Here is a 12,832-nt window from a genome sequence, read left to right as displayed (position 1 = left end):
CGGCTGACGCTAGACCTTCTCCGCGCGGACCGGGACGCCCGTCAGCCACGCCATGCCGGCCAGCGACTCGACGTCGTCGGGGTCGCTCGACGTCAGCCGGTTGACGTTGGCGCCGCCCGCCTTGTTGGCCAGCGTCCACCCGCCGGTCCCCTTGTGCCCCCAACCGTGCGGCACCGCGATCACGCCCGGCATGATGTCCTTGGTCAGCGTGACGGGCACGGTGATGCTGCCGTATGGCGAGCTGACCCGCACCTCGCTGCCGTCGCCGATCTGCAGGTCGGCCGCATCGTCGGCGTTCATCAACCCGTGGTGGCCGCGGTCGCCGCGCATCAGCAGCGGCGCGTTGTGCATCCAGGAGTTCTCGGAGCGGGGTTCGCGCATTCCGATCATCCGCAGCGGGTACGCGTCGGGCTGCTCCTGCTTCAGCAGGGTCGCGATCTCCGCAGCAATGTCCTCGTGCGTCAACTGAATTCGTCCGCGGAGATACGCGATCGCCTCCTTCAACGCGCCCGTCCTGAGGTGCGGCGAGAGCACCGCGCCGTGCGGATGCTCGCGCGCGAGTCGCCAGTGACTCAGCCCGCCGCGACGCAGCCCGAACCAGTCCCCGCCCGTAGAGGTCCGGATGACAATGTCGGCGAAGGCCCGCGGCGTGAACGGCTTCCCGAGACGCCGCAACACCTTTCCGGCGGCGGTCATCCCCGCGAACACCCGCGAGTGGTCCGCCATCCGGCCGATCAACTCGCCGATGATCTCCCACTCCTGGCGCGCCTGCCCGACCGGCGCGATCACCGCCTCGGTGACCTGCCGGAACGGGGTGGCCTGGAACTGCTGGAAGACCAGGGCAAAGTCGTCCCGCTCGTACATGGTGGTCACCGGCAGCACGTAGTCGCAGTGCGCCATCGTCTCGTTCAGGTAGAGGTCGAGGCCCACAGTCAGATCCACGGAATCGAGTGCCGACTCCAATTCGTCGCCGTTCGGCACGGACAGCACGGGATTACCCGCGCTGACGAACATCGCCTTGATCTGTCGATGCCCCGGGGTGGTCATCTCCTTGGCCATCAACGCGGCGGGTTCGGAACCGATGATCGCCCGGAAGCCGCCGATGCGTGAGCGTTGGCGCCGGTAGGTCCGGCGCAGGGCCGCGCCCATCCCGATATTGACCAGGCGTTGCGCCGGCATCCCCTGCCCGACGATCACGGATCCGCCTGGCACGTCGAGGTTTCCGGCGACGAGGTTGACGACGTCGATCAGATACGACGTCAGCGTCCCGTACCGACCCACGCACGTGCCGAGGCGACCGTAGACGGCCGCGCGCGGGGTGGCCGCCAGATCGCGGGCCAGCCCGCGTACCGTGTCGGGGTCGATCCCGGTGTGCGACTGCGTCACCTCGGGGGTGAACGGCGCCACCTGCGCCCGCAGCCAGGCCGATCCGTCTGCCACAGCATCGATCTCGCGGGTATGCGCGATCCCCTCGGCGAACATCACCTGCAGCAGCGACAGCAGCAGCAGCGCGTCGGTGTCGGGAACGATGCCGCACCACTCGAACTGTGCCGCGGTCTCGGTCTTGCGGGGGTCGATCACCACCACCCGGCCGCCGCGCTTGACGATGTCGTGCATGCGGTCCTTGATGCGGGGCGCGGTGAGGAAACTGCCGTGGGACACCACGGGGTTGGCGCCCATCATCACGAGCAGATCGGTGCGGGTCAGGTCCGGGATCGGCACCGACGTCGGGGTGCCGTAGAGCAACTGGCTGGCCATCAACCGGCAGTTGGTGTCCTGGGACGACGCGGTGAAGAAGTGCGTGCCGGGGCCGATGCCCTTGATGAAGGCCATGATCGCCATGACATGGGCGTAGCTGAAGGCGCCCGGGTTGCCCATGTACCAGCCCACGGCGCCGGGACCGTGGCTGCGCAGCACCCGAGAGAGCCGGTCGGCGATGTCGCTCATCGCCTCGTCCCAGCTCACCGGTTCGAACCCGTCCGGCGTGCGCCTCATCGGGGTGGTGATGCGGTCGGGATCGTTGACGATCTCCGTGAACGCTATTCCCTTCTGACAGGCGAAGCCGGCCGACAGCGGGTGGTCCTTGTCGGGACGCAGCGAGACGAGCTTGCCGTCCTCGACGGTGGCGACCATGCCGCACAGCGGTTCACAGATCCGGCAGAAGGTCGCTCTGTGTTCGATCCCAGTGTGCTCGGTGCGAGTCACCATGGCGGGGCTGCCTTTCTCCTGGCACTACTGCGCTAGTCTGCGGCGGATGCGCTGGATTGTCGATGGGATGAACGTGATCGGCTGCCGGCCGGACGGCTGGTGGCGCGACCGGCACGGCGCGATGACGACACTGGTGGCGAACCTGGAACGGTGGGCGCTGGCCGAGGACGCCGACGTCACAGTGGTTTTCGAGGGTCCCCCGGCACCACCGATCGACTCGACGGTGATCACCGTCGCCCATCCTCGCGTGTCGGCGCCGAACTCCGCGGACGACGAGATCGTCACGATGATCGGCTCCGATCCGCGTCCCGGCCGGGTCCTCGTCGCGACGTCGGACCGCACCCTCGCCGAGCGCGTCCGGTCCGCGCACGGGGAGGTGTGCTCCGCTGAGCGGTTCCGGGAGCTGATAGAACCCCGGTGATCACGGCAGGATCCGCACCGGGACATGCGACCACCCGGATACGTTCTGCATGCTGACCCGCCGGCAGCGGTCCCAGTGGACCTCATAGCGCGGCATCAGGTCCAGCAGTCGCTCCAGGGCGATCGTGCTCTCCATCCGCGCCAGCGCCGCGCCCAGACAGCTGTGGATGCCGTATCCGAACGCCAGGTTCTGCGCTTCCGTGCGGTCCCGGTGGATGTCGAACACGTCGGGTGCGGTCCACGCGGCGGGATCACGGTTGGCCGAGGCCCCCAGCAGGAACACCGGCGCTCCGGCTGGAATGGTCACGCCGTGCAGGGTCACGTTGGTGGTGGACCTGCGGACGTTGTACTGGACCGGGGCGTCGTAGCGCAGCAGCTCCTCGATCGCGACGGGGACCATGGCGCGGTCGGCAAGCAGCTGCCGCCACTGGTCGGGATGACGCGCGAAGGTGACCACGGCACTGCCGATCAGCTTGGTCACCGTCTCGGCACCGGCTCCGCCGAGCAGCGTCGCGAATCCCGCGATCTCGGCGTCGTCGAGCGTGCTGGTCGAACCGTCTTCGCGATCCACCTCGGCGGCGATGAGCGCGCTGATCATGTCGTCGCGCGGATGCTCACGCCGTTGTTTGATCAGCTCGTAGTACATCAGCCAGATCTCGGTCATCGCCTGCATCCCGGACTTCGACATCTCGATCTGTCCGGGCTCGCGGTGCAGTGACTCGTCGATCCAGAGTCGTACCTGCTGGCGGTACTCCGCAGGCACACCCAGCATCTTCGTGATCACGTCGACCGGGAAGTACACCGAGAAGTCCTGCACCACATCCAGTTCAGCGCCACCGTCGAGCGCGTCCGCGAGGAATCCGTCGATGGTCTCGGTGATCATCGCCTTCAGCGCGCCGATGGCCCGCGGCGTGAACACCTTGTTGACCAGGCTACGCATCACACGGTGTTCCGGGGGATCGATCGAGATGATCATCTTGGCCGGCACAGGCTTGCCGCGCCGTACCATCGCCAGATCCACGCCGTAGGCCGAGGAGTAGGTCGCGAAGTCCTTGAGCCCCGCGGCGACGTCGGCGTGCCGACTCAGCGCATAGAACTCGTAGGTCTGGTTGTAGTAGACCGGCGCCTCGGCCCGCAGCCGCGGATAGCACGCATGCGGGTCGTCGTAGAAGTCCGCGGAGAACGGGTCGAAGTGCACGTCGGCCACGGATTGCCCAACGACATCCATTCTTACTCCTGTAAGCGATACGGTTGTGCTTTCGATAGACGTCACCCTATCCTGCTGGTGGCCGGCGCGGCGCAAGACAGGACGGGACGTGACAGACGCTTACTACGAACTCGTCGACCCCGACGATCCCCGCGGGGAGAGGTTCGCGTCATCCGACCACGTCATCAGCACGTGGGGCCGGTCCATGCAGAACGCCGCACCGGTCTCCGCGCTCCTGGTCCGCGCCATCGAACGCTGCGCGCCGCGCGACGACACCCGCATCAGCCGCGTCGTGATCGACCTGCTGGGCCCGGTCCCGGTCACCGACGAACTGTGGGTGCAGGCCAGGATCGATCGCCGCGGCAGACAGATCGAACTCCTGGGCGCCGACATGACCGCCCCCGGCGCCGACGGTGCGCCGCGCGTCGTCGCCACCGCGTCGGCATGGCGATTCCAGCGTGTGCCGACCCCGACGCTGCCCGAAACCCCGATCGAGCCGATGCGTCCGGTATCCGAAGGCCGACGACGGCTACCCGACGACGACACCGACCGCACCTACATCCACAGTCTGGACTGGCTCTGGCTCAACGACATCCTGCACAGCGTCGAGGCGGAGTGCTGGGCGACCCCGCTGGTGGATCTTGTCGTCGGTGAGCAGATGACCCCCACGCAGCGGCTCTTCGCCGTCGCCGACATCGCCAACGGCATGGGAAGTAGGCTCGATCCGGCCGACTTCACCTTCCTGAACACCGATCTCGCGGTGCACCTACACCGCCTGCCCGAGGGCGACTGGATCGGAGTGCGGTCGGAAAGCCGTTACGGCGCAGACGGTGTCGGGGTGTCGAGGGGAACGTTGTTCGACGAGAACGGGCCGGTGGCCGCCATCCAGCAGGCGCAACTGGTCCGTCCACGTCGCTAACCGTCAGAAGGGACTGAACATGCACGACGTCGCGATCATCGGGGTGGGGCTGCACCCGTTCGGCCGATTCGAGGGCAAGACCGCCATGCAGATGGGCGTCGATGCCATCACCGCAGCAGTCGCCGACGCAGGCGTGTCCTGGAACGACATCCAATTCGGCGTCGGCGGCAGCTGGACGGTCGCCAACCCCGACGCCATCGTCGGCATGCTCGGCCTCTCGGGCATCCCGTTCACCAACGTCTTCAACGCCTGCGCGACCGCCGCCAGCGCCACCAAAACCTGCGCAGACGGAATCCGGCTCGGCGACTACGACATCGGCATCGCCGTCGGCCTCGACAAACATCCTCGCGGCGCCTTCACCGAAGACCCCGGCCTGGTCGGCATGCCCAGCTGGTACGCCGAGAACGGCCAATACCTGACCACCCAGTTCTTCGGCATGAAAGCCAACCGCTACCTGCACACCCACCACGTCAGCCACCGCACCCTGGCCAAAGTCGTCAACAAGAATCTGCGCAACGGCGCGTTGAACCCCAACGCATTCCGTCGCAAGCCGATGGACGAAGACGCCATCCTGAACTCCCCCATGCTCAACTACCCGCTGACGCAGTACATGTTCTGCTCCCCCGACGAAGGCGCCGCCGCCGTGGTGATGTGCCGCGCCGACCTCGCCCACAAGTACACCAACAAACCGGTGTTCGTCCGCGCCGTCGAGGTCCGCACCCGCAAATACGGCGCCTACGAAGTCAACACCACGTTCGCTCCCGTCGACGAAGACGTCGCCCCCACCGTCTACGCATCGCGGGCGGCGTTCGAGAAGGCCGGCATCGAACCCTCCGACGTCGACGTGATCCAACTGCAGGACACCGACGCCGGCGCCGAGATCATCCACATGGCCGAAGCCGGCTTCTGCGCCGACGGCGAACAGGAAAAACTCATCGCCGACGGCGCCACCGAGATCGGCGGAACCATGCCCGTCAACACCGACGGCGGACTACTGGCCAACGGCGAACCGATCGGCGCCTCCGGCCTACGCCAACTCCACGAAATCGTCCGACAACTCCGCGGCCAAGCCGGCGACCGCCAAATCCCCGGCGATCCGAAGGTCGGCTTCGCCCAACTCTACGGCGCCCCCGGCACCGCAGGCGCCACCATCCTCACCACATAAACCCGCCGAACTTGCGTTCCAGCAGCGAAAGTTCGAGTGAACGCCTGCTGGAATGCAAGTTCGGCGAGGTTCAGGACGCCTTGCGCGGCGGCGAGTAGTTCGGCTTACCGAGGCCGAGCACGTACTGGGCGATCATGTTGCGGAACACCTCGAGGGTGCCGCCGTAGATCCCGACCAACGGTGCGAACCGGTAGACGTACTCAGCGGCACCGTCGTCGGCGGCGCCGTCGGTGCCGACCGGCAGCGCCGAGGCGGTCCCCAGGATGTCCATCAGGTCGGGTGAGATGTCACGCATGGTCTGGGCGAGTGCGACCCGCCCGAAGATACTGGGTGCCGACAGCGACGCCTCCAGGCGCGCGACACTGCGACCCAGCCGGTAGGCGACAGCACCGTCGTCGATCAGCCTGCGGCCGTTGGGATCCGGGATGGTCGACTTCTGCGCGGCCGTGTCGACGGCCTTGGCCATGAACATGGCCTGGTGCATCATGATCGACACGTCGGCCAGTCCGTCGTCGGCGGCGGCGACGTCACCGTGCTCGGCGTTGAGCGGTTCGCGCACCACGGTCCACCCGCCGTTGACCTCGCCGAGCCGGTAACGGTCGTCGACGCGGACGTCGCTGTAGTAGACGATGTTGGTGCGGTCGCCGTCGACGGTGCGGATGCCCTGGATCTCGACGCCGGGGGTGTCGAGTGGCACCAGGAACATGGTCAGGCTCTTGTGTTTCGGCGCGCTCGGGTCGGTATTGGTGATCAGGAAGACGTACTGACAGTTGTGCGCACCGGTGGTGAACATCTTGGAGCCGTTGATCACCCAGCTCGATCCATCGCGCACGGCCCGGGTCTTGCAGGTCGCGACGTCAGACCCGCCCTCGGGTTCGGTGTAGCCGAGGCACAGCCGGACGTGCCCGCTGTAGACCCGCGGCAGCACTTCGTCTTTGAGCTCGGGTGAGCCGAACTTCTCGACGGACTTGGTGATCATCGCGGTCGTACCCGACGTCACCCACGGGACGTGAGCGCGGCGCTTCTCCAGCTCCCAGATCCGCCGCTCCACCCTCGAAAACGGCCGTTCGGTGGCCGGATTCCAGTCGCGGTCGAGATAGCCGGCAGCACCGAGCGCAAGGTGCACACCCTCGTCGAAGTTGTCGCCGGTCTCGCGGTCGCGCCGGATCACCTCGTCGGTGACGATCTCGCTCAGGAATGTGCGAACCTCGTCCTGGAACTTCTGCTCGTCGTCGGACAGCTGAACCCGTGAGAAATCCATTGTCTAGCTCCGCCCTTCGCGGTCGGCGACGATCTGCGCGGTGTACTTGGCCGTCACACCCGGATCTCCGCCGGCGACCGCCCACCCGCGGGCGCGGACCAGGTAGGCGGTGGCGGCCGCCTCCGCGGACACCCCCAGACCGCCCTGCACGTGCACCGCCATGGTCGCGGCCTTGGCGGCCTCCTCGGCCATGAACACGAACGCCGACGGCGCGAGCTCGCGACGCTCGTCGGGCTCGTTGTCCAGGAACCATGCGGCGCGCCGGGCCAGGTTGCGGCCGCCCTGCACGACGATCGCGATGTTGGCCAGCGGATGCGAGATCGCCTGCAGCGTCGAGATCGGCACGCCGAGGGTGTAGCGCGTCTTTGAGAACTCGGCAGCGATCGTCATGGTCTCCTCGACCAGACCGACCAGCGCGGCGGCGGTCAGCAGTTGCCATTCGTCCAGCGCCCGTTGATATTCCGCGAGCGCTGCGGCACCGCTGGCGAGCACGGTGCGGCTGTCGGCGGCCGCCGGATCGACCCACGCCATCGGCAGCTTGCCGATGTTGTCGACCCGCGCCGGACGCGACGAAAAGCTCAATGCGACGATCTCGTCGCCGTCGCGCACGAGGAGGCGGTCGGCGATCGACCCGGCCGGAATCAGCCGGACCCCGGCGCTGTCGGGCGCAGGATCCAGCGCGACCAGGTTCTTCCCGTTCACGACGTCGGCGTCCACGGAACCGAGCCGGGCCAGCAGCCGAGCCGCCACCACGTGATCGATCCACGGAACAGTCGCGAGCGAGCGACCGATCTCCTCGGCGACCAGCGTCAGGTCGACCAGGGTCGCTCCGTCGCCCCCGACCGACTCTGGCAGCGCCATCGTCGTCGCACCCATGGCGCACAAGCGTTCCCACAGGTTCTTGTCGAACCCGGACTCCTCGGCCGCGCGGACCGTGTCGATGGTGCAGCGGGTGGCGAAGAGGTCCTTGTAGGCCGCTTGCAGCGCCTGGTGGTCCTCGGACAGGCTGTAGTCCAGCCTGCGCAGTTCGTACCGGTCCACGGTCAGATCTCCTGTTCGTCCGTGCCGAAGAAGAAGTCGTTGGCGTTGTTGTAGAGGTAATTGTCGAGGACGTCGGGCGGCAGGTCCAGCGCGAGCGCCTCGGGCACGACGCGGCTCTGGCGCAGCACCGGCCAGTCGGAGGCGAAGATCACCTTGTTCTTGCCGCGGGTGCGCATGTAGTGAAGCAGGCTGTCGGGCAGGCGTTTCGGCGACCACGCCGAGGTCATGATGCGCAGGTTCGCGTACTTGATCAGCAGCCGGATCGCGACGTCCCACCACGGGTCCGCACCGTGGATCATGCACAACTTCAGCTCGGGGAAGCGCACGCACACCCGGTCGAGGTGGATCGGGTTCTGCACCTCGCCAGGAATCGGCGGGCCGGGCAGGCCGGTGTTGATGCACAGCGGCAGACCGAGTTCGGCGCACTTGGTGTAGAGCGGGTAGTACACCGCGTCGCTGGGCGGGTACATGCCGTCGCCCCAGAAGCTCGGTCCGACAGCGGCATAGGCGACCGGCAGATCGGCGACGACGGACGACAGCTCCCGCAACGACGGCATCGGGCGGAGCAGGTTGACACCGCCGATCGCGAGCGCGAACTTGTCGGGGCGCTCCTCGACGAACTTGCGGGCGGTGACCGACGGCTTGACGAGGTTGTCCATCAGGATGGCCTTCTCGACGCCGTGCTCGGCCATCTCGTCGAGCAGTGCCGGCAGCTCGACCTGGTCGTACAGCGATTGCGGACCCTTGAAGTAGTCGTCGCGGACCTTCAGCATGAAATCGGGCTGGTTGGCCGTCTCGCCGAAGTGCACGTTGACCAGGCAATCGATGGCACGGTTCACCCTGTCGCTCACGGCTGACCCGCCAGCGTGTCCTGCGGCGCCACTTGGCTTTTCGCCCATCGGTAATCGGCCTTTCCGTTGCCCAACCGGCGCACCCGGTCGACGAAGAGGAACTCTTTGGGCGCCTTGTAGCGGGCCAGTGCCTCGTGGCACGCGTCCAGCAGAGCCGAAGGATCGACTACGGCGTCCGGCTGCTTCTGGACCAGCGCAACGATCTCCTGGCCCCAGCGGTCGCTGTCGCGGCCGATCACCAGCGCGTCGGCGACGCCGTGGTGCGCGCGCAGCACCTCCTCGACCTCCTCGACGAACACCTTCTCCCCGCCGGTGTTGATCACCAGCGAGTCTCGTCCGTAGAGCCGGATGGTGCCGTCGGCTTCCAGCGATGCGCGGTCTCCGGAGATCACCACGCGCCGGCCGTCGACGACGGGGAACGTTCGCGCGGTGGCGTCGGCGTCGTCGAAGTAGCCCAACGGGATTCGTCCCTCCCGCGCGACCCAGCCGATCTCGTCCTCACCTGGCTCGAGGAACCGGGTGCGATCTTCGGACAGCAACACCACACCGTCGCGGCGTTCGAACGTGTCCTTGCGGTCGTCGCGCAGGCTGCGTCCGAACGCCATGTTCCCGGTCTCCGAAGACCCGTAGCCGTTGATCAGGGTGATCTGCGGAAGCAACTCCAGCAGCGCGTCCTGGTGGCGCTGGTTGGTGGCTGCGCCGCCGGTGCCGATCGCGAACAGTGACGACAGGTCGTACGGGCGGCGCTGAAGTTCGGCGATCAACGGCCGGGCGTAGGCGTCGCCGACCATCGTCATCAGACCGACTTTCTCGCGTTCGGCGGTTTCCAGCACCGCGGCGGCGTCGAGTGTCGGCTTGTCGTACAGGATCACGGTCTGGCCGTTGAGCAGCGCGGCGAAGGCTGTCCACATGCCCGCGGCATGCATGAGCGGGGACACCGCGAACCAGGGCGGTCCTGCGTGCTGCACCTTGGCGTGGATCTCGTCGACGGACTCGTGGTCGGCGCCGTTCATCGACACCACGTAGGTGTCGGACTGGCGCCACATGACGCCTTTCGGACGGCCGGTGGTGCCGCCCGTGCAGATCATCATCACGTCGTCAGGAGACGGGGTGATGGGCTGGTCGGCGTCGCCGGCGGCGAGCGCGTCGTCGAGGGTCACCGCCCCCGTCAGCTCAGGCGCATTGCTGCCGTCGTCGATCGAGATCATCACCTCCACCCCGGTACGGGGCAGCACGTCGGCGAACTTCGCGCCCAGCGAGCGGTGGAAGATTACCGCGCGGGGACGCAGGTACGCCAGCAGCTCGTCGACCTCACGAGGCGTGTAGTTGAAGTTCACGTTCACCGGCACCGCACGCGCCTTCAACGCGCCGATCACCATGTCCGGGTACAGGTCGTTGTGCATGATCAGCGCGACCCGATCCTGACCGCACTGCCAGCCGTCGATGGTGTCACGCTCCTGGTGCGCACCGATCCCATTGGCGCTCAGGAAATTCGCGACCCGACGGGTGCGCTCCGCGGTCTCGGCGTAGGTGCTTCTCCGACTGCCGCAGACCGTCATCAGCCGGTCCGGTATCGCCTCGGCGATGGCGTCGACGACACCGCCGATCGTCCACTCTCGCACCGTCATGCTCCTCGCGTCCGCGCCATGCGCGTCAGGCGCCGTGGACGAGGGTGAGGGCGTTGTCGCGCATGACCTTCCGAGTGTCTTCGTGACTGAACTCGGGGAACTGCGGGATGTCGGCGGTGAACGATGTGGGATCCGCCAACCCCTCACCGTGCGGCCAGTCCGACCCGAACAGGATCTTGTCCACGCCGATGGTTTCGGCAAGCAGCTTCACGTCGTCTTCGTAGTACGGCGCGATCCACACGTTGTTGCGCAGCTGCTCAACCGGATCTTCCTTGTAGTGGTACGGCGCGTTGTTGGCGGATTTCTTGAGCCGCTTGATCAGCCGGTACACGAAGTACGAACCGTTCTCGATGCTGGCCACCTTGAGCTTCGGGTGCCGGGTGAACACCTGGTGCACGATCATCGAGGCGATGGTGTCGTGGATGGCGCGGTCGTCCATGATCACCATGTCGAGCGGATCGCGCTTGCCGAATCCCTTGAAGACGCCGCTGCCGCCCCACAGCGCCGGGATGGCCATGTAGCCGGAATCGGACAGATGGAATACCACCGGGACGCCCGCTTCGGCCAGCCGCGCCCACACCGGGTCGTGCACCGGATCGCCGAGCGAGCGAGGCCGCACCTCACCGGGGACCGGCGCCGGCCGCACGCAGACGATCTTGGCGCCCCGGCTCAGCACGAACTCGACCTCCTCGACCGCTTTCTGTACGTCGGCGAGCGAGATGATCGGCGCGGACAGGATTCGGCCGTCGGGACGGTTGAAGCCCCAGTCCTCGTCGAGCCACAGGTTGAACGCGTGGACCGAGGCCATGGTGGCCGGGATGTCGTGCTTGAGCCCCTCCTCGACACCGCAGGCGAAGGTCGGGAGCATGAACACCGTTTCGAGGTTCTGCTTGTCGAGGATCTTCACCCGGGCGTCGCGGTTCTGGTACTCGGGATGCTCGGAGAGGCGGTCGACCTTCATCAGTGAGGCGGGGTCGACGCCTTCCGGAATCTCGCCGCGGAACAGTAGGTCCAGGCAGCCGGGTTCGATGATCGGGTCGAAGGTCGGGTTCGGGATGAAGTGGTTGATCACACCGCCGAACACCGCGTACGTGCGCTTGCCGTCGTTGAGCATCTGCACCCCGCGGCTGCGGAACTCCTTGGGCAGGTGCCGGGTGAACGAGTCGATCGGCTCGTAATAGTGGTTGTCGACGTCGATCGCCCGGTAGTCCAGGCGCTGGGCCGCTACCCGCTCTTCTTGCTGGATCGTCATGGCGTCTCCTCCTTCTGAGTGCTCAATGGCGGAAAGCTGGGCGGGCGCTTTTCGAAGAAGGCGGTGATGCCCTCGATGAAATCGGGCCGGAGCATGGACTCGTGCATCAGTGTCTCTGCCTCGGCACTGGCGTCGTGCAGGTTTCGCAAAGCGTCTTTGTGGAGCTGTCGCTTGATCACCGCCATCGAACTCGGTGCGCAGTTGCGTGCCATGTCCTCGGCGTAGGACAGCGTGTGGGCCATCAGCTCGTCGGGGGCGACGACGTCGTTGACCAGGCCGAGCGACTTGGCCTCCTCGGCGTAGAACGTGCGTCCCGACAGCAGCAGATCCTGTGCGGCGCCCCAGCCGACGATGCGGGGCAGGATCCAGGAGATGCCGTACTCGGCGATCAGGCCGCGCCGGGAGAACGCGGTGGTGAATTTCGCGCCCGCCGCCGCGAACCGCACGTCGCACATCAGGGCCTGAGTCAGCCCGATGCCCGCGCATGCCCCGTTGATCGCCGCGATGATCGGCGTGCGCAACTGTGTCACGAAGTGCGGATGACGTTCGCCGACGAGCTGGGTGACGTCGGTATCGCTGGAATCAGAAGCTCCGCTGATCGAGTCGAGGTCGCCCATGTCGGCGCCGGCGCAGAACGCGCGGCCGTTGCCGGTGAGCACGATGACGCGGACGTCCGGATCCCCCTCGGCTCGGTCGATGCACTCGTAGAACGCGCGCGCCAGGCCGCCGCCCCAGGAGTTCATCCGATCCGGCCGGTTCAGTGTCAACACGGCGACGCCACTGTCGTGAAGATCGAACAGGACCGGCTCGGCACGGCGATCGACAGCGCGGTCGACAGCACTCACCGGCAGACCTCCTCAGCTTGATGAATGACCATACT

The 12,832-nt window shown here is 66.9% G+C and carries 11 protein-coding genes; 3 read left to right on the top strand and 8 right to left on the bottom strand.

Annotated features, from left to right (window positions below):
* Positions 1–9: 9 nt before the first annotated feature.
* Positions 10–2,208, bottom strand: a complete 2,199-nt coding sequence (locus DYE23_RS09200; protein ID WP_115327054.1) for a molybdopterin-containing oxidoreductase family protein — start codon at positions 2,206–2,208, stop codon at positions 10–12.
* Positions 2,209–2,254: 46 nt separating this feature from the next.
* Between DYE23_RS09200 and DYE23_RS09195 the strand changes: the two genes are divergently transcribed.
* Entirely contained in the window at positions 2,255–2,629 is a 375-nt protein-coding gene (locus DYE23_RS09195; RefSeq protein WP_013472236.1) for an NYN domain-containing protein, read from the top strand.
* Here DYE23_RS09195 and DYE23_RS09190 read toward each other — a convergent pair whose 3' ends face one another.
* Entirely contained in the window at positions 2,630–3,856 is a 1,227-nt protein-coding gene (locus DYE23_RS09190) for a cytochrome P450 (RefSeq protein ID WP_115327053.1), read from the bottom strand. It lies immediately after the preceding gene.
* An 88-nt stretch (positions 3,857–3,944) separates the two neighbouring features.
* Here DYE23_RS09190 and DYE23_RS09185 point away from each other — a divergent pair, with 88 nt between their 5' ends.
* On the top strand, positions 3,945–4,754 hold the full coding sequence (locus DYE23_RS09185) for a thioesterase family protein (RefSeq protein ID WP_115327052.1): 810 nt from the start codon (positions 3,945–3,947) through the stop codon (positions 4,752–4,754).
* Positions 4,755–4,773: 19 nt separating this feature from the next.
* Positions 4,774–5,919, top strand: coding sequence for a thiolase family protein (locus DYE23_RS09180; RefSeq protein ID WP_011895189.1), 1,146 nt, complete (start codon positions 4,774–4,776; stop codon positions 5,917–5,919).
* A 70-nt stretch (positions 5,920–5,989) separates the two neighbouring features.
* Here the strand turns inward: DYE23_RS09180 and DYE23_RS09175 are convergent, their stop codons facing one another.
* From DYE23_RS09175 to DYE23_RS09150, 6 genes are all read right to left on the bottom strand, one after another.
* Positions 5,990–7,180 carry an acyl-CoA dehydrogenase family protein gene (locus DYE23_RS09175; RefSeq protein ID WP_011895190.1) on the bottom strand — a complete coding sequence of 397 codons (1,191 nt, stop codon included), beginning with the start codon at positions 7,178–7,180 and terminating at the stop codon, positions 5,990–5,992.
* A gap of 3 nt (positions 7,181–7,183) precedes the next feature.
* Positions 7,184–8,221 (bottom strand): acyl-CoA dehydrogenase family protein, encoded by a 1,038-nt coding sequence (locus tag DYE23_RS09170; protein ID WP_115327051.1) that lies wholly within the window; start codon positions 8,219–8,221, stop codon positions 7,184–7,186.
* A 2-nt stretch (positions 8,222–8,223) separates the two neighbouring features.
* Positions 8,224–8,994 carry an amidohydrolase family protein gene (locus tag DYE23_RS09165; RefSeq protein WP_235660566.1) on the bottom strand — a complete coding sequence of 257 codons (771 nt, stop codon included), beginning with the start codon at positions 8,992–8,994 and terminating at the stop codon, positions 8,224–8,226.
* A gap of 74 nt (positions 8,995–9,068) precedes the next feature.
* Complete coding sequence (locus tag DYE23_RS09160) at positions 9,069–10,694, bottom strand: acyl-CoA synthetase (protein ID WP_115328909.1); 1,626 nt, start codon at positions 10,692–10,694, stop codon at positions 9,069–9,071.
* 31 nt (positions 10,695–10,725) lie between these two features.
* Entirely contained in the window at positions 10,726–11,952 is a 1,227-nt protein-coding gene (locus DYE23_RS09155; RefSeq protein WP_013472243.1) for an amidohydrolase family protein, read from the bottom strand.
* Entirely contained in the window at positions 11,949–12,797 is an 849-nt protein-coding gene (locus tag DYE23_RS09150; protein ID WP_099961204.1) for an enoyl-CoA hydratase, read from the bottom strand. The genes DYE23_RS09155 and DYE23_RS09150 overlap by 4 nt, the downstream gene beginning before the upstream one ends.
* Positions 12,798–12,832 lie beyond the last annotated feature (35 nt).

It is taken from the genome of Mycolicibacterium gilvum (assembly GCF_900454025.1).
Classification (GTDB): Bacteria; Actinomycetota; Actinomycetes; order Mycobacteriales; family Mycobacteriaceae; genus Mycobacterium; species Mycobacterium gilvum.
The sequence above is the reverse complement of the archived record's forward strand: the minus strand, read 5'-3'. Positions and strand labels throughout refer to the sequence as shown.

Bases quoted from the DNA above. Each gene is read 5' to 3' on its own strand.
- DYE23_RS09200 (WP_115327054.1), bottom strand. From the start codon at position 2,208: ATGGTGACTCGCACCGAGCACACTGGGATCGAACACAGAGCGACCTTC.
- DYE23_RS09195 (WP_013472236.1), top strand. From the start codon at position 2,255: ATGCGCTGGATTGTCGATGGGATGAACGTGATCGGCTGCCGGCCGGAC.
- DYE23_RS09190 (WP_115327053.1), bottom strand. From the start codon at position 3,856: ATGGATGTCGTTGGGCAATCCGTGGCCGACGTGCACTTCGACCCGTTC.
- DYE23_RS09180 (WP_011895189.1), top strand. From the start codon at position 4,774: ATGCACGACGTCGCGATCATCGGGGTGGGGCTGCACCCGTTCGGCCGA.
- DYE23_RS09175 (WP_011895190.1), bottom strand. From the start codon at position 7,180: ATGGATTTCTCACGGGTTCAGCTGTCCGACGACGAGCAGAAGTTCCAG.
- DYE23_RS09165 (WP_235660566.1), bottom strand. From the start codon at position 8,994: ATGCTGAAGGTCCGCGACGACTACTTCAAGGGTCCGCAATCGCTGTAC.
- DYE23_RS09155 (WP_013472243.1), bottom strand. From the start codon at position 11,952: ATGACGATCCAGCAAGAAGAGCGGGTAGCGGCCCAGCGCCTGGACTAC.